The 21597-nt window shown below is 64.8% G+C and carries 18 protein-coding genes; 4 read left to right on the forward strand and 14 right to left on the reverse strand.

Features of this window, described 5'->3' with window-relative positions:
* Positions 1–616: 616 nt before the first annotated feature.
* The 6 genes from RAD15_RS20415 to RAD15_RS20440 form a co-directional block, all read right to left on the reverse strand.
* Positions 617–1366, reverse strand: a complete 750-nt coding sequence (locus RAD15_RS20415) for a phosphorylase (RefSeq protein ID WP_458179944.1) — start codon at positions 1364–1366, stop codon at positions 617–619.
* Positions 1363–3330, reverse strand: coding sequence for a squalene--hopene cyclase (gene shc, locus RAD15_RS20420; protein ID WP_458180179.1), 1968 nt, complete (start codon positions 3328–3330; stop codon positions 1363–1365). Before shc ends, RAD15_RS20415 begins: the two co-directional genes overlap by 4 nt.
* A gap of 63 nt (positions 3331–3393) precedes the next feature.
* Complete coding sequence (gene hpnE / locus RAD15_RS20425) at positions 3394–4650, reverse strand: hydroxysqualene dehydroxylase HpnE (RefSeq protein WP_458179945.1); 1257 nt, start codon at positions 4648–4650, stop codon at positions 3394–3396.
* Complete coding sequence (gene hpnD / locus RAD15_RS20430; RefSeq protein ID WP_458179946.1) at positions 4650–5489, reverse strand: presqualene diphosphate synthase HpnD; 840 nt, start codon at positions 5487–5489, stop codon at positions 4650–4652. Before hpnD ends, hpnE begins: the two co-directional genes overlap by 1 nt.
* Positions 5479–6363, reverse strand: a complete 885-nt coding sequence (gene hpnC, locus RAD15_RS20435; RefSeq protein ID WP_458179947.1) for a squalene synthase HpnC — start codon at positions 6361–6363, stop codon at positions 5479–5481. Before hpnC ends, hpnD begins: the two co-directional genes overlap by 11 nt.
* Positions 6364–6557: 194 nt before the next feature.
* Positions 6558–6791, reverse strand: coding sequence for a hypothetical protein (locus RAD15_RS20440; protein WP_008144014.1), 234 nt, complete (start codon positions 6789–6791; stop codon positions 6558–6560).
* 460 nt (positions 6792–7251) lie between these two features.
* Here RAD15_RS20440 and RAD15_RS20445 point away from each other — a divergent pair, with 460 nt between their 5' ends.
* Together RAD15_RS20445 and RAD15_RS20450 are read left to right on the forward strand one after the other, a co-directional pair.
* Positions 7252–7749, forward strand: coding sequence for a hypothetical protein (locus RAD15_RS20445; RefSeq protein WP_458179948.1), 498 nt, complete (start codon positions 7252–7254; stop codon positions 7747–7749).
* An 88-nt stretch (positions 7750–7837) separates the two neighbouring features.
* Positions 7838–8683: a hypothetical protein gene (locus RAD15_RS20450; RefSeq protein WP_458179949.1), complete on the forward strand. Its 846-nt coding sequence runs from the start codon at positions 7838–7840 to the stop codon at positions 8681–8683.
* Positions 8684–8712: 29 nt separating this feature from the next.
* On the opposite strand, the gene RAD15_RS20455 is transcribed toward RAD15_RS20450, so the two are convergent.
* From RAD15_RS20455 to RAD15_RS20470, 4 genes are all read right to left on the reverse strand, one after another.
* Positions 8713–11079, reverse strand: a complete 2367-nt coding sequence (locus RAD15_RS20455) for an efflux RND transporter permease subunit (RefSeq protein WP_458179950.1) — start codon at positions 11077–11079, stop codon at positions 8713–8715.
* Positions 11080–11284: 205 nt separating this feature from the next.
* Positions 11285–12070: an ethanolamine ammonia-lyase subunit EutC gene (gene eutC, locus RAD15_RS20460; RefSeq protein ID WP_458179951.1), complete on the reverse strand. Its 786-nt coding sequence runs from the start codon at positions 12068–12070 to the stop codon at positions 11285–11287.
* A gap of 6 nt (positions 12071–12076) precedes the next feature.
* Positions 12077–13663, reverse strand: coding sequence for a B12-binding domain-containing radical SAM protein (locus RAD15_RS20465; protein WP_458179952.1), 1587 nt, complete (start codon positions 13661–13663; stop codon positions 12077–12079).
* 150 nt (positions 13664–13813) lie between these two features.
* On the reverse strand, positions 13814–15196 hold the full coding sequence (locus RAD15_RS20470) for an ethanolamine ammonia-lyase subunit EutB (protein ID WP_458179953.1): 1383 nt from the start codon (positions 15194–15196) through the stop codon (positions 13814–13816).
* Between the two features lie 223 nt (positions 15197–15419).
* Here RAD15_RS20470 and RAD15_RS20475 point away from each other — a divergent pair, with 223 nt between their 5' ends.
* A complete protein-coding gene (locus tag RAD15_RS20475) occupies positions 15420–17159 on the forward strand; it encodes a methyl-accepting chemotaxis protein (protein WP_458179954.1) in 1740 nt (579 codons plus the stop codon).
* A 62-nt stretch (positions 17160–17221) separates the two neighbouring features.
* On the opposite strand, the gene RAD15_RS20480 is transcribed toward RAD15_RS20475, so the two are convergent.
* Positions 17222–17977, reverse strand: coding sequence for a hypothetical protein (locus RAD15_RS20480; protein WP_458179955.1), 756 nt, complete (start codon positions 17975–17977; stop codon positions 17222–17224).
* Between the two features lie 375 nt (positions 17978–18352).
* On the opposite strand from RAD15_RS20480, the gene RAD15_RS20485 reads away from it, so the two are divergent.
* Positions 18353–18808 carry a DoxX family protein gene (locus tag RAD15_RS20485; protein ID WP_458179956.1) on the forward strand — a complete coding sequence of 152 codons (456 nt, stop codon included), beginning with the start codon at positions 18353–18355 and terminating at the stop codon, positions 18806–18808.
* 177 nt (positions 18809–18985) lie between these two features.
* Here the strand turns inward: RAD15_RS20485 and RAD15_RS20490 are convergent, their stop codons facing one another.
* From RAD15_RS20490 to RAD15_RS20500, 3 genes are all read right to left on the reverse strand, one after another.
* Complete coding sequence (locus tag RAD15_RS20490) at positions 18986–19135, reverse strand: hypothetical protein (protein ID WP_458179957.1); 150 nt, start codon at positions 19133–19135, stop codon at positions 18986–18988.
* 526 nt (positions 19136–19661) lie between these two features.
* Positions 19662–21227, reverse strand: coding sequence for a sodium:solute symporter family transporter (locus tag RAD15_RS20495; protein ID WP_458179958.1), 1566 nt, complete (start codon positions 21225–21227; stop codon positions 19662–19664).
* 9 nt (positions 21228–21236) lie between these two features.
* Positions 21237–21530, reverse strand: a complete 294-nt coding sequence (locus tag RAD15_RS20500) for a DUF485 domain-containing protein (protein ID WP_458179959.1) — start codon at positions 21528–21530, stop codon at positions 21237–21239.
* Positions 21531–21597: the final 67 nt, after the last annotated feature.

Genomic DNA, 21597 nt, shown 5'->3' on the forward strand with positions numbered 1-21597 from the left:
CAGGGCTCGATCTGCGAAAAGACCTCATGCATTTTCGAACGCTTGACCTTGCGCGAGATTGACCGGCCGCCCTCGCTCTCGAGCCCATGAACCTGAAAATAGTTCTTGCCCAGATCAATCGCCGCTCTGATAAACTTCGCCATGGACGGCTCCCCTCTTTGTGGCGCTCCGGCGACCACGTTTTGGCACTTGATGCCGTTCAGGTGGGGCCGTCCACAACATCATTGCGAGCGAAGGGAAGCAATCCAGACTGTTTCGGCGGAAAGATTCTGGATTGCTTCGTCGCAAGGGCTCCTCGCAATGACGGGAGAAAGCGATCCCTGCCCTACTCAGCTCGTGGCCCGGATGGAGCCCAGCCTGTAGGATGGGTTGAGCTCTTCGCGAAACCCATCACCACCGCGGCCAAATCAATCGTTTCGCTTCCGCTCTTCCCATCAAACCATCCAGCCGATTTGGCGGGCAATCGGTCAGATGATGACCGCGACTGCGGAGAGCGGCGACCGGGAAGAGATGGGTTTCGCAAGAGCTCAACCCATCCTACGAAGATCGCTCCGCCCCAACGAAAAAGGCCCGGTCGCACGACCGGGCCTTGTCTTCGTCAGCTCTGCGCCCCCGCTCAAGCCGCCTTCGAAACCAGCGCCTCGCTCTCGATGAGCTCCGTCCCGATCAGATAGTCCCGGCAGCCGCGCAGCGACCGCAGCGCGCGGTTGAAGTCGATGCCGGTCGAGACCAGCGCATGCAGGGTTGCCGGATTGCGCACGATGCCGCGCAGCACGGCGGCGAGGTCAATCTGGCCGTTCGGCTTGATGGCGGCGCGGGCGATCGCCGGCAGCGCACGGTGGGCGGGGTCGCTGATGACGCGGACCGCGGCGAAGGGCAGCCCGGCCTCGGCGGCGTAGGCGGCCGCGATGTGGCTTTCCATGTCGACGGCGGCAGCGCCCGTCTCCGAGTGCAGCGCCGCCTTGCAGGAGCTCTTGGTGACCACTTCCTCGGCACCGGCGAGGCTGCCGCGCACCACGCGGCGGCGGCCCGAGGTCAGGCGGTCGATGAGGTCGTCGCCGAGCGACAGGCCGGCGGCCCAGCGGGCATCGCCGGACAGCACCTCGGTCGCCAGCACGACGTCGCCGGAGCGCAGCGTCGGGTCGAGCCCGCCGGCCACGCCGAACGAGATCACGCCGCGAATCGTCTCAGGATCCACCACCGTCAGCAGCGCCCGCAACTGGGTCGGGCTGCTGGACGAGCAGATGACGGCCATGCCGGGGCCGGCCGCGATACGGGCCTCCTGAACCAGTCCAGTCACGATCAAGATCGGCCGCGGATCAATGGCATTGCCCGCGGTAAGATAGCCCCCCGTCCCCAAAGTCACATTCCGACCCCTACCACCCTGCTGTTGGTGTTCCGCAAGTTCCGATACCGCGCCAGCGCCCACAGCGGGAAGAACTTCGGGTAACCATGATACCGTAGATAGAATACACGGGGGAAGCCTGTGGCGGTGTACCGCTGCTCGTCCCACAGTCCTTTTTCGTTCTGTGTTGCAATCAGGTACTCCACCCCGCGGGCGACGGCCGGGTGATCAACCTCGCCTGCCGCCATCAGGGCAAGCAAGGCCCATGCCGTTTGCGAGGCGGTCGAGGGGGCGGCCTCCCAGCCCCGGTAGTCCAGCCGGTAGCTGACGGCGTCCTCGCCCCAGCCGCCGTCCTTGTTCTGGATCGACGCCAGCCAGGCGGCGGCCTTCCGGATCATGGGGTCGTCGTGGCGAACACCGGCCATGTTCAGGGCGCAGAGCACCGACCAGGTTCCATAGATGAAGTTCATGCCCCAGCGGCCGTACCAGGAGCCCTCGGGGTGCTGGGTCTTCCTGAGGTAGGCGACCCCGTCGGCAACGTGCTTGCTCGTCTTCTCGGTCTCGCCGAGCTGAGCCAGCATCGAGATGCAGCGGGCCGTGACGTCCTCGGTCGGCGGATCCAGCAACGCGCCGTGGTCCGAGAACGGGATGTTGTTGAGGTAATATTCGAGATTGTTGACGTCGAAGGCGGCCCAGCCGCCGTCGTCGCTCTGCATGCCCTCGATCCACTCCCGGCCGCGGTCGATCGCCGCATCATAGCCGGTCGCACCGTGCTCCCGGCGCATGCGGTCCATCGACATCACCACCACGGCGGTGTCGTCGAGGTCAGGATAATGCGCGTTGTTGTACTGGAAGGCCCAGCCGCCCGGGCGCACGTCGGGCCGCTTCGCGGCCCAGTCGCCCTTCACCTCGAGCTCCTGCTTCGGGATCAGCCAGTCGAGGCCCTGCTTGGCCGCCGGCACCGCCTTGTCGCCGCCGGCTTCCAGCAGCGCATGCGCCGTCAAGGTCGTGTCCCACACCGGCGAGACGCAGGGCTGGCAATAGGCCTCGTCGTCGTGGATCACGAGCAGCTTGTCGATGCCCCGGCGCGTGATCGCGCGCGGCGGGAAGCTCTCGTCCTTGCCGAGCGCGTCGTACATCATGACGATGTTGGCCATGGGCGGATAGATCGCGCCCATGCCGTCTTCGCCGTTGAGCCGCTCCTCGGTGAAGGCGAGCGCGGCGTCGATCGCGCGCTTGCGCAGGCTCTTCGGAAACATCGGCTCGATGACGCGCAGGATCGCATCGAGCGACCTGAACAGCAGGAACCAGGCCATGCTCTGGTGCGGCGCCTTGGCGGTCATGCCGATCGAGCGCGGGTCCTGCAGGAACAATTCGTCGATGCCGACGCCCTTGGGATTTTTCGCGAGCGGCTTCAGCGCGGCGAGCACCATCAGCGGCACCATGGTGGTGCGCGCCCAATAGGAGATCTTGTTGAGGTGGAACGGCGACCAGAACGGCAGCAGCACGATCTCGATCGGCAGCACCGGCACCGCGCGCCAGGTCACGACGCCGTACATCGCGAGCAGGAAGCGCGTGAAGACGTTGCTGTTGATGGCGCCGCCGCGGGCATGGATCGCCTCGCGCGCGCGCACCATGTGCGGGCTATCTGTGGAATCGCCGATCATCTTCAGCGCGAAATAGGCCTTCACGCTGGCGCTCATGTCGAACTCGCCGTCATGCACCAGCGGCCAGCCGCCATGGGCGCCCTGCACGCGGCGCAGATAATTGGCGATCTTGGCTTCGAGCGCGGTGTCGACGGGCTCGGCGAGATAGTGGCGCAAGAGAACGTATTCGGCCGGAATCGTGCAGTCGGCCTCGAGCTCGAACACCCAATGGCCGTCGGCTTGCTGGAAGCCGATGACGCCTTGCGTGGCCGACGCAATGCTCGAGTCCAGGATGCTCGATTCCAGGACTTCGCGGCTGGTCGCGTTCACGGAATCCATCACGCTCGATTGCTCCGATAGTTGATTTGAATTGACCGGGACTTTGCCCGTCAGGGCCGCATTTCAAGATCTCTTGGCGGCCAAAACCAGATCGGCGGCGCGATCGCCTGATCGAACCGATCCCTCGATGGTTGCAGGCAATCCCGTAGCAGTCCAGTCACCGGCGAGGAACAGGTTTTTCAGCGCGGTGACCGGCTCCGGACGCAGGGCATTCTGCGCAGGCGTTGCCGCAAATGTGGCACGGCGCTCGCGCACGATCTGCCAAGGGGGCAGCTCGCCGGACACGCCGCCCGCCTTGCAGACGTCGCTCCAGATCGCCTGCGCGAGTTCCTCGCGCGGCATCTCGACCAGGCGGTCGCCGTTGCTGATGGTGACGGACAGCCGGTTCGGGAACGCAAACAGCCATTCCACGACGCCGCCGATCACGCCGAGGATCGGCGGCGAACCCGGCGGCGGTGTGATGCGGAAATGCGCGTTCACGATGGCGCGGAATTCGGTCGGCGTCTTCACCCCCGGCAGCAGGCTCGCGGCCGCGCGCGGCGGCACCGCCATCACGACGACGTCGCCCGCACCCAGCTGGATCACATCCTCGCCGCCGAAATTCAGCGCGCTCGCCTTGCCGTCAGTGCTGACGAACGAACGCAGCTCGTGGCCGAGCTGAACGCTGTGGCCGCGCTCCTGCAGAAACTTCACGGCCGGCTCGATCAGCACCGCGCTGAGACCGTCGCGCGCGATCAGGGGACGGCAGGCCTGCCCGCCGGCGAGCAGCGTCTCGCGCACGATGGCGCCGGCGAGCCCCGCCGAGCCCTCGGGCGGATCGACGTTGAGCGCTGCGAGCAGCAGCGGCTGCACCAGGCGCTGATAGAGCACGCCTTCGCACGGAATGGATTTGCCGACCAGCGTCTCCTCCGACGCCCAGATCAGCGGCGCCAGCTTGAGATAGTCAGTGAGGCCGGTGTCGGGCACGCGGCGGCCTTCGTCGAGCACCCAGGTCGGCAGACGACCATTGCCGAGATCGATCTGCCAGCGCTGTCCGGTCTTGATGTCGACGAAGGGAAACTGCGCGCTCTCGGGGCCGACGAGACCCGCCTCGGTGCCGATCGAACGCGCATAGGCGCGCGCATGGCTGTTGCCCGACAGCAGCAGATGATTGCCATTGTCGATGGTGAGATTGGTGGCGCCGTCGAAATAGGAACGGCAGCGACCGCCGGCCTGGTGCGTCGCCTCGTGCACGGCGACCTTGAAGCCGGCATTGGCGAGCCGCACGGCGGCGGAGAGGCCGGAAATCCCGGCGCCGATGATGTGAGCTGTGTTTTGCATCAGATGAAAGCGTAACGGAGCAGGATGGCGATGCGTGTGATCTTCGACACACGCACCGGCTCGCGCGGCGCGTTGAACCCGCGGGCGATCAGGAGGTCCAGAATGGAGTGGTAGTATTTCGACATGATCCGCGGCGCGCGCACCGCGCGGCGCTTGTTGCGGTTCATGATCTCGTCCGACTTCTCGAAATGCGCTTTCGCACGCTGCGTCAGCGGCAGGCAGACCTTCGGCAGCGCGCGCTCGGTGATCACGCGGTTCGGATCGTTGGAGGTGATGCCGGCATGCAGCAGCGCCTCGCGCGGCAGATAGAGCCGGCCGAGGCCGGCGTCCTCGTCGATGTCGCGCAGGATGTTGGTGAGCTGAAGCGCGCGGCCCAGATGATAGGCGAGCTGGATGCCGTCCTCTTCGGGCAGGCCGAACACCCGCACCGACAAACGACCCACGGCGCTGGCGACGCGATCGCAGTACAGATCCAGCGTCGCCATGTCGGGCGCGCGGATGTCCTGCGGCACGTCCATCTCCATGCCGTCGACGATGGCAAGAAAATCCTCGCGCTTCAGGCCGAAGGTCTTCACCGAGGCGACGTAGTCCTTCAGCCGCGGCGGCGGATTGCCCTGGTAGAGCGCGTCGATGTCGTTGCGCCATTCCTGCAGCGCGGCGAGCCGCTCGTCGCGCGGACCGTCGGAATCGGCGATGTCGTCGACCTGGCGGCAGAAGCTGTAGATCTGAAACATCGCTTCGCGCTGGTCATGCGGCAGGATGCGCATCGCGGCATAGAAGGAGCTGCCGGATGCGGTCGAGCCATAATTGGCGCCGGGCGAGGCCGCCTCAAGCGTCATGTGCAGTCCCCGGTCTGGAAATGGCCTTGCGTCCGATCGCGCGGCGGCCGACTTCGCCGATCATGCCGGCGAGGCTGAAGGTGAGAAGCTCGAACTTGTTCAGGTGCACGCGCTCGCGCAGGGGATCGCGCATCTTCAACAGGCGCACGATGCGGTCGGCATAGGCCTGGATCACCGCGACGTCGATGCCGAGGCGGACATCCCGGATCTCCGCAGCCAGCGACCTGCCCTCGTCGAGCAGCGCTTCGTTGCGAACGGCAAGCGCCTGCAGGCAGGCCAGCATCGCCGGCGGCGATTGCGTCAACCCCAATTGCTCGACCGAGGCGCCGTGTGCTGCCAGCGCATCGCGCGGCAGATAGGCGCGGTTGAGCTCGCGGAAATCCTTGCCGCAATCCTGAAGGTGGTTGTTGATCTGAAGCGCGGCGCAGAGCGCATCCGATGCGGCCCAGGTCGCGGTGCTCTCGCCATGGACGTCGAGCATGAAGCGGCCGACCGGCATCGCCGAATAGCGGCAATAATGGATGACCTCGTCCCAGTTCTCGTAGCGCAGCTTGGTCACGTCCATGCGGAAGGCGATGAGCACGTCCAGGGCATGGCGCGGCGCCATGCCGCGCTCGGCCAGCGCGCGCCGCAAGGTGACGGCCTCAGCCTGGGTGTCGCCCTTGCCGAGCAGCTCCGCCTCGAGCAGGTCGAGATAGGCGAGCTTCTGGTCGGGGGGCAGGGTCGCGTGGTCGGCGATGTCGTCGGCGGTGCGGACGAAATTGTAGTACGCCAGGATCAGGGCGCGATGACGCGGATGAATGATCCAGGACGCGACGGGAAAATTCTCGTCGCGGTCACCCTTGCCGGATCGCAATTCGCTCGCAGAGGTCATCGAGGGCTGGTCTACAATCGTTTGGACAGGAAGGGCTTTTTCGCTCGCGCGGGCTCATGCCGGCGATGCCCGCCGCGGCCCCCATATAGGGGAATACGGCCGCAAAACCAATCCTGTCTCTCGATGGCAGCCCTGCCGGATCCGGCCCGAGAAAAGGCGGCCCCGTGGCCGCCTTCGTGGGCCAGTGGCCGAGCTTACTGGTTGTGGTTCTTCAGGACCTGGTCGCAGGCCTGCGAAATCTTGGCCCGGTTCTCCTTGAGGCAGGCCAGGATGGTGAAATCGCCCTGGTCGATGACCGGACGGCAGAACTTCTGCACATCGCGCGTGCAGGCCTTCTGCTCGGAATCCGTGCCGCGTCCTGCCTGGGCGAATGCCGCGGTCGAAAGGGATGCCGACAGCAGGGTGAGAGCGACGAGAAGCTTACGCATTGTATTCCTTCATTCTGACGGCAGAATCGCACCGATCCCGGACAGCACAGGGCGGACGACCGGAACGGATTGTTCTGATGGCAAGGCGCCGCGAAAGTGGCGGCCTCGGAGAAGGCACAAGCACTGGCAAATGCGGCCAAATTGGCGCCGCACCGCCAGATCAGGTCTTCCCTGCATCTTCCTTGGCAGATGTAAGAGGTTGATACTACGTCATAATTCAGGAGACCTGCGTTTTACTGCAGACCTGTTGCAGAGCTGCATCTGTCCCACCTGACTTTGTCGTCAGAAACATATCGAAACACGGCAAATTGCCGTGTTTGACCATGGCGCGAGGCGCCGTGAACCGCCATCTCTGGCGGCCGGGCTTTGAACCTGACACCGGCTCGGAGCACTAAACCTTCGATGTGGCGAGACGTTCTTCATCGGAAGCGAACGTCGTTCCAAAACGGGATATTTTGAGATGAAATTCTTTGGGCGATCTGGACTGGCAATCAAGGCGGCCGGCATCGGGGCGGCGCTGTTCTTCTCGGTTTCGGCAAGTCAGGCTCAGTCGTCCGGACCGTTTGCCGGTTTCGACGGCGCGTGGACCGGCACCGGCACGGTGTCGCTGTCCGACGGCTCCACCGAGCGCATCCGCTGCAAGGCCGACTACAAGGTCGCGGGCAGCGGTCTCAACCTGAAGCAGGCGCTGCACTGCGCCTCCGACAGCTACAAATTCGACCTCACCAGCGACGTGACGAGCCAGGGCGACCGCATCTCCGGCAACTGGAGCGAGGCCAGCCGCAACATCTTCGGCAATCTGCAGGGCACCGCCGGCGGCGGCCAGATCGAGGTGTTCGTCGAGGCCAACGGCTTTGCCGCCAATCTGTCGCTGCGCACCAACGGCACCAAGCAGACGGTGCAGATCTCTTCGAAGGGCGAGATCCGCGGCGTCAACATCACGATGACGAAGGGCTAACGCTCTTCCCACGTCGGACGGAACACGCCCCCGGTTCTCGCGAGCCGGGGGCTTTTTGCTGACATCGTTGCTGACATCGTTTGGTGACATGGACCCAATTCGCAGACATCTGCTCAAGGCCGTCGGCCTGTTCGCGGCCAGTCGCGCCTTCGCCGAAGATCAACCGTCAATCCAGCGAGGGGCGAACATGCAACCGTCGTCCGTAAAACCGCGTCACGTGCTCTGCTTTCTCGGCAAGGACGAAAGCCTGCTGCAGCCGCCGAAGGCGGCGGCGCGGGCGATCGCCGATTTCAACTTCGAGATCGACCGCACCTATTCGCAAGCGAGGCCCGATCCGCACATGGAGCGGTCGTTCGGCGTGTGCTGGGACCGCGTCTTTCCGAAGGCGTGGTCAGCGGCGGACGAAGCCGCCGTGGCCAACCACAAGGCGGTGCTCTACGTGCTGAGCCCGCCGCTGGAGCAGCAGAAGTCGGTGGCGTATTCGGCGGCGGCCTTGCGCATCGCCGAGGAGATGATCGAGGCCGGCGCCACCGCCGTGAAGGGCGAAAGCGCGGGCGTCGCCCATGGCCTCGCGCGATGGCGCAGCCTCGCCGATCAGGCGCGCAAGGGCGCGAGCACCGGTCAGGATCTCGCCGTGACCCCGGCCCTCGCCAAGGCGTGTCGCCTCGCTTTCGCCAAGCGTCCGCTCGGCGGTAACAGCTACTACGAGACCGTCGGCTATCACCTCGTCGGCCTGCCGGAGGTCTATGTCGCGAAATCGCGCGGCAACGAATGGACCGCGGTGATGCTGATGGAGGAGATCGCCAACGCGATGGTCGAGCGTGGGATCGATGCAACGCTGCGCGACCGCAAGCTCTCGCTCTCGCGCGAGCAGGACTACGCCGAGGACGACTTCAAGTTCAATCCGTACGGAATCATCCGCGTCGAGGCGTGAGTGTGGGGCCGCTTTCGCGGCCCCACCGCTCAGATCGCCCGCTTGTCCGCGCCCTGCAGCTTGGCGTGCAGGTTGATCAGCCACATCGCCGTCGGCCGCAGGATGAAGAGGTCGGCGACGAGTGCCATCACCATCGAGAAGGCGCTGAGCCAGCCGAACAGCCTGAGCGAGGGCAGGTCGGAGAACACGGTGACGACGAGGCCGCAGGCCAGCACCACCGTGGTCAGGATCAGAGCCGGGCCGACCAGCACGGTCGCGCGCTCCACCGCGAGCGCCGAGCCGACGCCCGGCTTGCTCTCGAGCCTGAGGCGATTGAGGAAGTGGATGGTGGCGCTTAAACCCAGGCCGAACGAGACGGTGAGCGCGACGACGCTGGCAAATTGCAAGCCTTCGCCCATCGCCCACAGCACCGTTCCCGACATCACCACCGGGAAGATGCCCGGCAGGATGCAGGCGAACATCACCACCCAGGAGCGGAAGGCGAGGCCGATGAAGATCGCGACCAGCGCGAATTCGACGGTGAGGCCGCGGTTCAGCTTCTCGATCATGCTGGCCGAGTTGCGCGCGGCGATCGCGGCAAGACCGGTCACTGCGACCTCGTAGCCGGGATGCTTCTTGCGGACGGCGTCGAGCTCGGCATCGAGCTTGTCGACGATCGGCAGGAGCTGACTGGAATCCTTGTCCGGCACGCGGCCGGCGACCACGACGGCGTCCTGCTCGGCGTCGATGAAGCGCCGCACCAGATGCTCGGGAATGACGCTGACATATTCCTTCAGCGTGGCCACGTCGGCGCTGCCGGCCTTTTCCGCGAGCCAGCGGCGCAGGGTCTCGACCGACCAGACGTTGCCGACACCGGCCGCCTTCTCCACCGTCGCATGCACGTCGGCGATGGTCTGGAGCGTCTCCGGCGAATAGAGCGTTTCACCCTTGGGGAACTGGACCAGCACGTTGACCGGATTGGCGCCGGTGAGCTTGGCGTCGAGCCGGTCGCTGGCGGCGACCGCCTGGCGCTTGTCCGGCACCTGGTCGGCGAGGCGATAGCGCGGCTCCAGATTGGCGTAGATGACGCCGAGGCCACCGACGAACAGCACCGCGATCAGGCTGAACAGGCCGGGCCGGCCCACCATGCGGACCGCGATCCAGTAGCAGAAATTGCGCAGCGCCTGCACGCCGGCATCCGCGCTCTGGAACTTGACCGCGAACGTCTTCTCGTTACGGACCAGCAGCACGCCGAACACCGGCACCAGCGACAGCACCGCGACCAGCGCGATGATGGTGGCGGCAAGCCCCGCCTCGCCGAACTTGCGGATCAGGTCGGAGTTGGAGAACTGGAGCGCGATGAAGGAAATGCCGGCGGTGCCGTGCGTCAGCACGCAGGCCGGCCCCACCACCAGCACGGCGTTCTTGAAGGCGGTGAACTTGTCCTGGCCCGCGATCAGCCGGTCACGCGCGGCGAAGGTGAGCTGCATCGAGTCAGAGAAGCTGATGACCATGATGAGCGGCGTCATCACGTTCAGGAACATGTTGAGATTGAAATTGGCCCAGCCGAGCGCGCCGAGCGCCAGCAGGATCGCGATCATCGGCGGGAACGCCGCCGCCACCATGAACGAGATCTTGCGGAAGAAGATGATGGCGATGATGCAGCCGGCGAGGATGCCGAGGATGTTGTAGGTCAGCCCGTCGCGCTCGACGGCGTTGCGGATCTCGAGCTGCATCACCGGCACGCCTGAGAGCTGCACGTTGAGCCCGGTGTCGGCGAGATCCTCCTTCATTAGCGCGCGGATGTCGCCGACGGTCTTGGTCAGCTTGTTGGAGGCGACCACCTCCGGATCGAGCGACAGCACGATCAGCGCGAGCGTGCCGTCCTCCGACAGCAGCTTGCCGCGGATGATCTCGTTGTTTTTGACGGTCTCGATGAACTTGTCATAGGCCGCGCCCTCGGGCAGCTCGGCCGGGAACAGCGCCGCCGGAAGCTTGCCCGGCGCGGGCGCCTGGCGCGCGGAGAACAGCGAGACCAGGCCGCGCGTGCCTTCGACCAGCTGCACGTCGGTGATGAAGTCGCGCAGCTTCTCGAGGTTGTTGCGTGCCAGCAGGGTCTTGCCCTCGACCACGACGAGGACGTCAAATTCCTCGGCCGGGAACTTCTTGGTCACCTCTTCATACTGGTGGAATTCGCGGCTGTCGGAGCGGAACAGCTGCGAGAGCGAATCGTCGATCTTGATCCGGTAGATGCCGAACACCGCGCCGACGATCAGCGCCAGCAGGACGATGCAGGACAGGATCGGCGCCCGGACGGCGATCAGGCCGATGCGCTCCAGCCCGAAGGCGATCGAGGACGCGGGCCCCTGCTCGACCTTGTCGACATGAACCTCATTCTCGCGGTGCTTTTCGAGCATGCCTTGTCCAGTTCCTAAATCGGCTCGGTTTGTGAGCTTATTGCGCCCCGCGAACGGCTTGAAAACGCCATACCAATGGGAGGCTTGCCCGTTGAAAATGCGCGGAAAATCGCCGGCAGCGGTTTAGCAGGTCCATCACCCTTCTCGCAAGCAGGGCAAGTGTGGCCGAATCGATCAAGATGTGGCGATTTTACGGGAATGCCCGTCATTCGGGCAAAGCCGTGCCAATTCGACGCGGAGCCCGGTCCGCGCTCTCGTCCTTTAGCGCCACGCCCGTGGCCTCCCGGGCCAGTCCCTCGCGGACCAGCCAGGCGATCTTGAAGGCGGCCTCGTCATAGCTCAACCCAGCGTGGTGGATGTTCGACACGCAATTTCGTTCTGCATCGGTGCGGCCGGGCTTGGGCGCGAAGGTCAGATAGGCGCCGAGACTGTCGGGCGCCGACAGGCCCGGCCGCTCGCCGATCAGCATCACGATCATGCGCGCGCCGAGAATGGCCCCGATCTCGTCGCCGAGGGCGACGCGCGCGCCTGAGGCGACGATGACATGGTCGATCGCGACGCCATCGTCAGCCGCGAGCAACGGCAGCAGACACTTCACCACCGCCACTGCATGGGCGTGGACCGCCGCCGCCGACAGGCCGTCGCCAATCACGACCGCGAGCCGGCACGGCCCCGGGGCACCTCGTGCCAGAAGCTCCGCCGAGCCGGCATCGAGCTGCCGTCCCAGATCGGGACGCCGCAGATAGTCGCGGCGGTCGACCGCCTGGCTCCTCGCCTCGGTGACGACGAGCCCGAGTGCGCGGAGATCGGCGAGGAGCCGCGGCGCATCGAAGGCGGCATGCACGGCATCGCGCGCGCGGGCATGGTCCAGCGTGAAATCCAGCAGCGCTCTTGTCGGCACGCTCGCGCCGCTGCGTCCCAGCGCGACGCGCGCAGGCGTGAGCGACCGCAGATCGAGGGTCGGGCGGCGCGGGACGGCCGAATCAGACATGTCGCATCATTCGGCGGGAACGGAGGCCTCGCGCAGCCGCAGCGAATAGTTCGAGGCGTTCTGCTTGCCGCTGGAGGCCGCGCGCGCAAAGGTGATGAGATGGTGCGCGATCAGGGTGCAGCCGATCAGGCCTTCGAGGTCGCCGCGCTTGATGCGACCGAGGGCAAACTTCCAGAACACGCGCTTGTAATCGCCGAGCACGCCGACCTTCCAGAAAATGTTGCGCAGCATGACGAGACCGCGCCTGATGTTGGGCCAGGTCTTCATCTCGTCCGGCGTCGGCATCTTGAGGCGATGCACATAAACCTCGTCGCATTGATACTGGAAGCGCGCGTAGACCTTCTCGGGCTCGTAGGCGACGCCCATGGCGTGCTTCCAGGAGGCGACGACGTCGTCATAGGGCAGCAGGAAGTCGACGTTGGAATCGCGCCCCTCGTCCTCGATCAGGCGCCCTTCCCGCTCCAGCCGGTCCCACAGCGGCGTCTTCGGCAGCGCCTGAAGCAGGTTGATGGTGAGCAGCGGAATCCGGGATTCCTCGACGAAGGCGAGCAGCGCCTCCGAGGTGTTCGGCTTGTCGGTGTCGAGCCCCATGATGATGCCGGACACGACCTCCATGCCGTAGGAGTTGATGGTTTGCACGCCCTCGAGGATCGGGACCATCATGTTGTGGTCCTTGTGCATCGCCTTCAGCGCATCGGGGTCGGGCGTCTCGATGCCGCAGAAGATGGTGATGAAATAGGCCTCACGCATCTTCTTGAGGATCTCGGGACGCTTGGCGATGTTGAGTGTCGCCTCGCAGGCGAGCCGCACCACGTAGCCGGTCTTCTTCTGCCATTCGATCAGATGCGGCAGCAAATCCAGCGCCGCCTTGCGGTTGCCGATGAAATTGTCGTCGACGAAATAGACCGTGTCGGTCATGCCGCATTCGCGCAGGCGGTCGAGCTCCGCGATGATCTGTTCCGGCGTCTTGATGCGCGGATTGCGGCCATAGAGGCCGGGGATGTCGCAGAACTCGCACTCATACGGACAGCCGCTGGAATACTGGATGCTGCCGAGGAAGTATTTCTTCACGTCGGCAAGCTCGTAGGCCGGGATCGGAAACTCCGTCATCGGCACGCGGTCCTTGGTGGTCAGCACCACCTGGGCCTCGGGACGCGAGGTGTCGCGCGACAGTATCTCGAGGAGCTGATTGGTGGCATCGCCAAGTTCGCCGACATGGAGATAGTCGAACGAGGGATAGTAGTCCGGACAGGCGCTGACCGAGGGACCGCCGAGCGCAACAGGCAGATCGAGCTCATGGGCGCGGCGGCAGATGTCGTTCATCTGCTGGCGCTGGATGTGCATGCCGCTGACGAACACCGCCTCCGCCCATTCGAATTCCTCTGTCGTCGTGCGGCGCAGGTTCTCGTCGACGAATTTGACCTGCCAGTCTTCCGGCAGATAGGCCGCGAGCAACAGCAATCCCTGCGGTGGCATGAAGGCGCGGACGCCATCGGTCAGGGGATAGGAGTGCTCGAAGGTCCCGAACGAGGATGTGTAACGCGGAAACACGCAGAGAATCCGCCGGGCCGTCCCGTTGCTTTCAGCTCGCATCAAAGCTCCCCCGCCACGCTCGACCTGGTTGCGGAAATTGCCAGCCAGACACATAGCGTAATGCTGTCGCCGGAATTTCTCAATATTGTGGCCTGAGCATAATTCCGAGGGAGACCAATGGTTTCCCAGGGGGCCGGAGGCCCCGTGGCGTCACGCGATCAGCCGCGAGGCAAAATCGGGCAGCAGGCCTGCGTCGCCGGCAAGACGGAAATCGGCGCCCGCAAGGCCCGACTGCACCAGCCAGTCGTCGAATTCCGGCGCGCGGCGCAGCGAGAAGACGTCACGGACATAGAGCGCGTCGTGAAAGGACGTCGACTGGTAGTTCAGCATGACGTCGTCGGCGCCGGGGACGCCCATGATGAAGGTAACGCCGGCGGCGGCGAGGAGCGTCAGGAGATTGTCCATGTCGTCCTGGTCCGCCTCGGCATGGTTGGTGTAGCAGATGTCGATCCCCAGCGGCAGGCCGAGCAGCTTGCCGCAAAAGTGATCCTCCAGCCCCGCCCGGATGATCTCCTTGCCGTCGTACAGATATTCCGGACCGATGAAGCCGACCACGCTGTTGACCAGCAAGGGCGCAAAGGCGCGGGCCACCGCATAGGCGCGCGCCTCGCAGGTCTGCTGGTCGACGCCGTGGTGGGCGCCCGCCGACAGAGCCGAGCCCTGCCCGGTCTCGAAATACATCACATTCTCGCCGACCGTGCCGCGCTTCTGCGACAACCCGGCCTCCTGCGCCTCCTTCAGAAGCGAAAGGTCGATGCCAAAACTGCGGTTGGCAGCCTCGGTGCCGGCGACCGACTGGAAGACGAGATCGACCGGCACGCCCTGCCCGATCAGCGACAGCGTCGTCGTGACATGGGAGAGCACGCAAGCTTGCGTCGGAATCTTCAGTCGCGCGATGATCTCGTCGAGCAGCCGCAGCAACTGCCCGATCACGGCCGGATCGTCGCTCGCCGGATTGATGCCGATGCAGGCGTCACCGGCACCGAGCAGAAGGCCGTCGAGGATCGAAGCGGTGATGCCCCTGGCGTCGTCGAACGGATGGTTGGGCTGGAGCCGCGTGCTCATCCGCCCCCTCAAGCCGATGGTGTTGCGGAAGGCGGTGGTGACCTCGCATTTCCGCCCCGCCAGGATCAAATCCTGGTTGCGCATCAGCTTTGACACCGCGGCCGCCATCTCCGGAGTGATGCCGGCTGCCAGCCTGCGCAAGATTTCGGGCGTGGCGGCATCCGACAGCAGCCAGTCGCGAAAGGCGCCGACCGTGAGCGAGGCCACCGGCGCGAAGGACGTCGCGTCGTGACTGTCGATGACGAGGCGGGTCACCTCGTCGGCCTCATAGGGGATGACGGCTTCCTGCAGGAACTGGGCGAGCGGCACATCGGCCAGCGCCATCCGCGCCGCAATCATCTGCTCGGCGCTGGCAGCGGCAATTCCGGCCAGCCGGTCGCCGGAACGCGGCGGCGTGGCCTTGGCCAGGAGGTCGCGCAGGTCGGGGAAGGTGTAGGTCGTGGCGTCGATGGTGTGGCGGTAGACCAAGGGTGTCTCCGGGGTGCGTCGGCCAACGGCCGACTGCAAGACTATCCTGAAACTATACCTTCGGATCAAGACGCTGAAATATCTACCTTTCCTTCGACCAAGGACCAAGGCGGTCAAACGGGCGCGTTAACGCCCCATCCATCTTCGTTCTGCATAGTTTTGCATCAATTCTATACGACCGTGCTCACCGGCCGCCGCAGGCCGTTCCAGGCCCCTGAACACCATGACATCAGACCGATCCGGGAATGCCGCCAAACTGGCTGGCCGTTTCTCACTTGCGACCAAGCTCTATGCGATCTTCGCGCTGTTCGCGCTGCTCACGGCGGCGATCGCGATGCTGTCCGACTACAACAGCCGCCGCGGCGCCGAGCTGACGAGTGCGATCGAGACGGCGAACGCCGCCGCGCTGAACGTCGAGCGGGTCAACTCGCTGGTCTATGCGGTGGTGATGGAATCGCGCGGCGTCTACATGTCGACCGAACCCGCCGTGGTGAAGAAATACGGCGAGGGCCTGCTCAAGTTCAACGCCCAGATCCTCGACGTCGTGAAGCGCTGGGAGACCATCGTCAAGGCCGACGATGCCGAGCAGTTCGCGACCTTCAAGAAGCGCATCGAGCAGTTCGTCGACTTCCGCAAGGAGCTGGTTCGCCGCGGCGTCGAGATCAATGCGGCCGCGGGCCGCGAATGGGGCGACAACGACGCCAACCGCGCCGTGCGCTCGGCGCTGAACAAGGATCTCGAGGCGCTGTCCAAGGTCTATGCCGAGCGCGCCAGGCAGATCGCACGCGAGACCGAGACCAATCGGACCCTCTCCTTCGTGCTCACCTGCCTCGGCGGCATGGCGCTGGCCCTCGTCGTGATCGGCATCGTCATCATCGCCCGCTCGATCGCCCGGCCGCTCTCGGCCATCACCGCGACCATCAAGCAGGTGGCCGACGGCACTGAAGACGTCGTGGTACCGCACAGTGACCGCGCCGACGAGATCGGCGCGCTGGCCCGCGCCATCCAGATCTTCCAGGACGCGATGGGCCGCAACCGCAATCTCGCCACGCAGGTCTCGCAGGACTCCGCAGCACGCGAGGAACGCGCCCGCCACATCGAACAATCGGTCGAGCAATTCCGCGAGGCGATCGGCGCGATCATGCGCGGCCTCAGCGACAACGCCACCGTCATGCGCGAGACAGCCCAGACCATCACGCGCGTCACCGCGGATGCGAGCAGCCGCGCCGGCACGGCGGCGAACGCCACCGAGCAGGCCTCCCACAACGTCACGGCGGTCGCAGGCGCGGCCGAGGAATTGTCGGCGTCGGTGGTGGAGATTGGCCGCCAGGTGCGGCAATCCGCCAGCGCGGTCGAGCAGACCGGACAGCGCACCGAGAAATCGATCTCCGAGATCGAAAGCCTTGCTGCCGCCACACAGCGCATCGACGGCGTGCTCAATCTGATCCAGGCGGTCGCCGAGCAGACCAATCTGCTCGCGCTCAACGCCACCATCGAAGCCGCCCGCGCCGGCGATGCCGGCCGCGGCTTTGCCGTGGTGGCGCACGAAGTGAAGGCGCTCGCGGGCCAGACCGCCAAGGCCACCGCCGAGATCGGCGAGAACGTCTCGATGATCCAGGCGTCCACGCGCAACGCGGTCGATGCCGTCCGGGAGATCGGCGGCGCGGTGCGCGAGATCAACGAGGTTACCTCGGCCATCGCCGGCGCCGTCGGCCAGCAGGACCAGGCCACCCGCGAAATCTCCTCCAATGCGCAATCGGCCGCGCAGGGCAACGAGACACTCGTCGCCAACATCACCTCGCTGCGCGACGCCATCGGCGAGACCGACACGGCGGCGACTTCGGTCCTGACGGCAGCGAGCAGCCTGACCGCGACGGCGGATACGCTGTCGCGCGAGGTGGAGAAGTTCTTCCAGAACCTGCGATCAGGGGCTGCGGACGGCCGTATCGCCAAGGCGGGGTGACGGCCCGCGTCCACCGCTGCGGAGCCGGCGGTGGGAGCGCTCCAGCAAAAGGATGGTCCCGTTCACGGCGGCAGCCGGGCTGCTGCCTGCTCGACGAGCTCGGTACTGGATAGGGATCGACGGGACCGCGCGAAAACGAAACGGGATGTCGCCGGTATGTCCGCTTCCGCTCTGCCGTCCTGCCCGATCAGGATCAATCCGGCTCCGCCATTTGCCACGTTCAGAATGACCGGTTCGCCACCCCATGTCTTGATCGGCTCCATTCCGATGATGAGAAATTCACCCATCGGCTGGTCGAGATACTGAATACGCAATTGCGCGCCGACCTCGGCCGCAACGAGTTCAAGGCCGAACTGCCGCGCGCGCGCGTAAACGTCGGCCAGGGTCACGGTGTCGGAGGTGAACCCAAGCTGGGCTGGCGATACGACCACGAGCTCCACGTCGGTTTTTCGAGAGCTGACGGTGAATGCCGGTCGAGCCAGGATTTCAGCGGCCTGCCCACCGACATTGCAGCCCATTCCATGCAGCTCGTTGCGCAGCTTGATCGGGTCGGCGAAGCTGCCGATTGCAATCGTCTTCCATGTCGCGACATCGCTGACCGATTTGATGGGCTGAAGGGACGCTAGCGCGGAATGTGTCTTGAACGTCGCCTGGTTCTGCAGAACATCGCGGGCGGCACATTGGGCCGACGCGGTGCTTGCGAATTGAACGAGGCAGGCTGCACATAGCAGGGAAACCACGGAGCAGCGGCTGAGCAGTCTTGCATTCGAATGATCCTTGCCTGCCCTGCAATTGGCTCGGCTTGTCGGAATCAACATGGCGAAATCGCTTTTCGACAGCGCTTGGCAAAAAAGCCCACCTCCGGGTCAATCGAAAGCACGGAGGGAAACGACGTCCATCAACATCTCCCGGCCGACACTGACATGCGTCTGGAGCCGGGCTCGAGGTATTCAAATACTGCAATTTCCAAATGGCAGGCGGCGGTCCGTAAGCCGATCACCCGCCTCATCAAACCTAACAGAATGATGGAATCGAAGGATAGCACCGAGGTCACATCGGCTCAACAGCACAGTGCGCACTCGGTCGGTCAAGTCTGCCGCGGGTAAACTCGGGATTGGCAGGCTCGCCGATCATGATACGATCACCGATATTGAAGTGCCGTCGTCGGACAACAAGGCGATAAGGCAGTGACCATGTCATTCCGCTCTCCCTGGTCCACATCCGGGATCGACAAGTTCGTCACCAAGAATGCTGACCTGCTGATCCTGGTCGGCCGCATCCTGCTTGCATGGATCTTCGTTGGAAGCGCGTACGGCGCACTTGCCAACTTCGGCGGCTCGGTGGGCTATTTCAGATCGCTGAACGTTCCGGCGCCCCAGCTGTTCACCGCGGTCACCGTCGCGCTGGAAGTGCTGATGTCGGCCAGCTTGATATTCGGCATCGGCACGCGCTACTGCGCAATTCTGGTTTTTCTGTTCGTGTTCTCGGCGACCGCAATCGGACATCGTTACTGGGAATATCCCGCCGGAGCGCAACAGATCGGGCAGTACAATCATTTCCTGAAGAACATCTCGATCATGGGAGGCGCGCTGTTGATCCTGGTCACCGGAGGAGGCCGGTTTTCCCTCGATCGGAGGCTGGCAGGCTAGCGGCATCGTTCGTCTCGGCCTGGCCTCGTAGCGCGCGCGTCCCTTGCCCCGCACAGCGGCGAGAGATTGCGGCCGCACGATGTGCCTGCCTGGTCCGTTCGTCTTGACGCGTCATCGCGACGCACAGCTCCGCCAGCTGCGCAGCCGACAAGCCGCGCCTTGCAGGCCGCTACGGCATCACTTCGCCCTGTGCCTGAAAGCAACATCGAGCAGATGGCCGACGCGCTTCAAGAGAGGCTTCAGGAACTCACCGACGACTCCGAAGAAGAGCATCAGCCACGTCGCGAGCGCGGCACACCACAACAGGATTTCCAATGTTTCGGGCATGAAGGCCCCCTTTAAAACAACTACTTGAAATCCGATCAGTGTCGCCGAACGGGACCGGCGCGGCAAGTCCTCCGAAAAGTGGCAAGTTGCCGAAACACTCGGAGCCGCAGCTTGGCTCACGAAGACAATCCGCCAGGAGCACAGCGTTCTGGGTGTGCGCCATGGAAGCAGCGAGCTAGAGGCAATCCGCTACCGGCTGATTCCGTCAAGACCATTGTGCGCGGCCCGTCCGGATCCATGGCGCCGCCGGCGTCTCGCAGGACTGGGCCTCGAAAACGAAAAGCCCCGGCGCGTGGGCCGAGGCTTGCGATACAGTCCGCGTACATCCGGCGAACCGATCGTCAGACGGAAAGCTAGCAACGAATTCTGAACGGATGATGACAGGGGTGGCGCTGACAAAATGCCGCTGCGGGTCGGAACCATCACCCGATCCCGTCGCGAGCATAGGTCTCCACCCGATCGAGCAGGCGATCAATCGAATCATCGGCGGTATCGAGCACCAGATGGTCTCGGCCCGCCCTCCGACCTAGTCGTGCCGCGCCGGGAGCGGCTGCACGCGTCCAAACAAGATGCGCTCCTGCATCGCCGCGAAGGTCGCATCCGCATTCGTCTCGGTCGTCATCAGCGAGACGATGATCGCGACACAGAACGATAGCGGCATGCAGATGATGGCCGGATTGCGCAGCGACACGAACCACCAGGCGCCTTCGACCTGCGTCAGCGCCTTGCCGAGGACGTCGACCTGAATGGTCGGCGACAGCACGATCAGAAGCAGCGAGCTCAGCGTTCCCACCAGGATGCTGGCCACTGCGGCCTGTGTCGTGAAGCGGCGCCAGGTGATCGCGAGAACGAGCGAGGGAAAGTTGGCCGCACAAGCCACCGAGAAGGCAAGCCCGGCCATGAACGCCACGTTCTGACCTTCGAACGCGACACCGAGGACGACCGCGAGCACGGAGATCACCACGGTTGCGATGCGCGCGACCTTGAGCTGTTCGGCCTCCGATGCAGTGCCGTTGCGGACGACGTTGGTCCAGACGTCATGGCACAACGTCGCGACGCCGGACAGCGTCAGGCCCGCGACAACCGCAAGCATGGTCGCGAACGCCACCGCGCAGATGAAGCCGAAGAAGGCGTTGCCACCAACGGCGAGCGCGAGCAACGGGGCCGCCATATTGCCGCCACCGCCCGCCTTGGTCACGGCCTCGGGGCCGACCAACACCATCGCGCCGAAACCGATGATGAACACCATGAGGTGGAAGAAGCCGATCAGCCCCGTCGCATAGAGGATTGACAGGCGCGCGGCCTTGAAGTCCGGCACCGTGTAGGCCCGCATCAGCACATGCGGCATGGCCGCGGTTCCGAACATCAGGCCGAGGCCGAGCGAAATGGCGTCCCATTGCCCCGAGACCACCCGCGAGCCGGGCTGGAGCACCCTGGCTCCGTATTTCTCCGATGCCGCAGCAAACAGCTTCAGCGGGTTCATGTCGAAATGGGTGAGCACGAGAAAGGCGAGCAGCACGCCGCCCGCCATCAGGAGCGCCGCCTTGACCACCTGCACCCAGGTGGTGGCGAGCATTCCGCCGAACAGCACGTAGACCAGCATGACGCTGCCCACGAGCACCACCGACCATGAATAGGACAGGCCGAACAGCAGCTTGATCAGCGATCCGGTCGCGACCATCTGCGCGATCAGATAGAACAGGATCACCGCCAGCGTTCCGACCGCGGCCGCGACCCGCACCGGCCTCTGACGCAAACGATAGGCCACCACGTCCGCGAAGGTGAAACGGCCGACATTGCGCAACGGCTCGACGATCAGAAACAGGATGATCGGCCAGCCGACCAGCCACCCGATCGAGTAGATCATGCCGTCGAAACCGTTCGACGTCACGATGCCGGCGATGCCGAGCAGCGCGCCGGCGCTGAGGAAGTCGCCTGCCAGCGCCCAGCCGTTCTGCCACGGCGTCACCTCGCCGCCCGCCGTGAAGAAATGGTCCGTGGTGCGCGTGCGCCGCGCCGCCCAGTAGGTGATCAGCAGCGTGAGTGCCATGAAGGCGAAGAAAAAGCCGATCGAGATCGCGTTGCTGCTCATGTCGTTCCCCTATCGATCGAGATCGCGCAAGGCCGGGTCGAACACCCGATTGGCCCACAGCACGTAGACGAGGCACAGCAGGAACGAACTGACGATCACGAGCGGGCCGAGCAGGATACAGAGCGACAATCCCGGCGCCAGCAGCAGACCCAGGAGCGGCTTGTCGAACGCAAACATCCCCATGAACGTGAAGTAGATGCTCATCATTGCAGCGCTCAGGCCGAGCGCGACCCGGAGCCTTCGCTTCGCCAGCGCTTCGGCTTGCGCCCCTGCCGCGGTCGCCGTGTCAGTCCGTGCGTCCATGATCGTCCCGATATCGCCAAATTGGCCGCCCAACGCAGCCGCCAGCCGTTGGAGGCAGCTTCCGGCG

The organism is Bradyrhizobium sp. 14AA (genome assembly GCF_054185205.1).

Excerpts from the sequence above, each read along its gene's own strand:
- hpnE (WP_458179945.1), bottom strand. The coding sequence starts at position 4,650 with ATGCAAAACACAGCTCACATCATCGGCGCCGGGATTTCCGGCCTCTCC.
- hpnC (WP_458179947.1), bottom strand. The coding sequence starts at position 6,363 with ATGACCTCTGCGAGCGAATTGCGATCCGGCAAGGGTGACCGCGACGAG.
- RAD15_RS20490 (WP_458179957.1), bottom strand. The coding sequence starts at position 19,135 with ATGCCCGAAACATTGGAAATCCTGTTGTGGTGTGCCGCGCTCGCGACG.
- RAD15_RS20475 (WP_458179954.1), top strand. The coding sequence starts at position 15,420 with ATGACATCAGACCGATCCGGGAATGCCGCCAAACTGGCTGGCCGTTTC.
- RAD15_RS20455 (WP_458179950.1), bottom strand. The coding sequence starts at position 11,079 with ATGCTCGAAAAGCACCGCGAGAATGAGGTTCATGTCGACAAGGTCGAG.
- shc (WP_458180179.1), bottom strand. The coding sequence starts at position 3,330 with ATGGATTCCGTGAACGCGACCAGCCGCGAAGTCCTGGAATCGAGCATC.
- RAD15_RS20480 (WP_458179955.1), bottom strand. The coding sequence starts at position 17,977 with ATGTTGATTCCGACAAGCCGAGCCAATTGCAGGGCAGGCAAGGATCAT.
- RAD15_RS20500 (WP_458179959.1), bottom strand. The coding sequence starts at position 21,530 with ATGGACGCACGGACTGACACGGCGACCGCGGCAGGGGCGCAAGCCGAA.
- RAD15_RS20465 (WP_458179952.1), bottom strand. The coding sequence starts at position 13,663 with ATGCGAGCTGAAAGCAACGGGACGGCCCGGCGGATTCTCTGCGTGTTT.
- RAD15_RS20440 (WP_008144014.1), bottom strand. The coding sequence starts at position 6,791 with ATGCGTAAGCTTCTCGTCGCTCTCACCCTGCTGTCGGCATCCCTTTCG.
- hpnD (WP_458179946.1), bottom strand. The coding sequence starts at position 5,489 with ATGACGCTTGAGGCGGCCTCGCCCGGCGCCAATTATGGCTCGACCGCA.
- RAD15_RS20485 (WP_458179956.1), top strand. The coding sequence starts at position 18,353 with ATGTCATTCCGCTCTCCCTGGTCCACATCCGGGATCGACAAGTTCGTC.
- RAD15_RS20495 (WP_458179958.1), bottom strand. The coding sequence starts at position 21,227 with ATGAGCAGCAACGCGATCTCGATCGGCTTTTTCTTCGCCTTCATGGCA.
- RAD15_RS20445 (WP_458179948.1), top strand. The coding sequence starts at position 7,252 with ATGAAATTCTTTGGGCGATCTGGACTGGCAATCAAGGCGGCCGGCATC.
- RAD15_RS20450 (WP_458179949.1), top strand. The coding sequence starts at position 7,838 with ATGGACCCAATTCGCAGACATCTGCTCAAGGCCGTCGGCCTGTTCGCG.
- eutC (WP_458179951.1), bottom strand. The coding sequence starts at position 12,070 with ATGTCTGATTCGGCCGTCCCGCGCCGCCCGACCCTCGATCTGCGGTCG.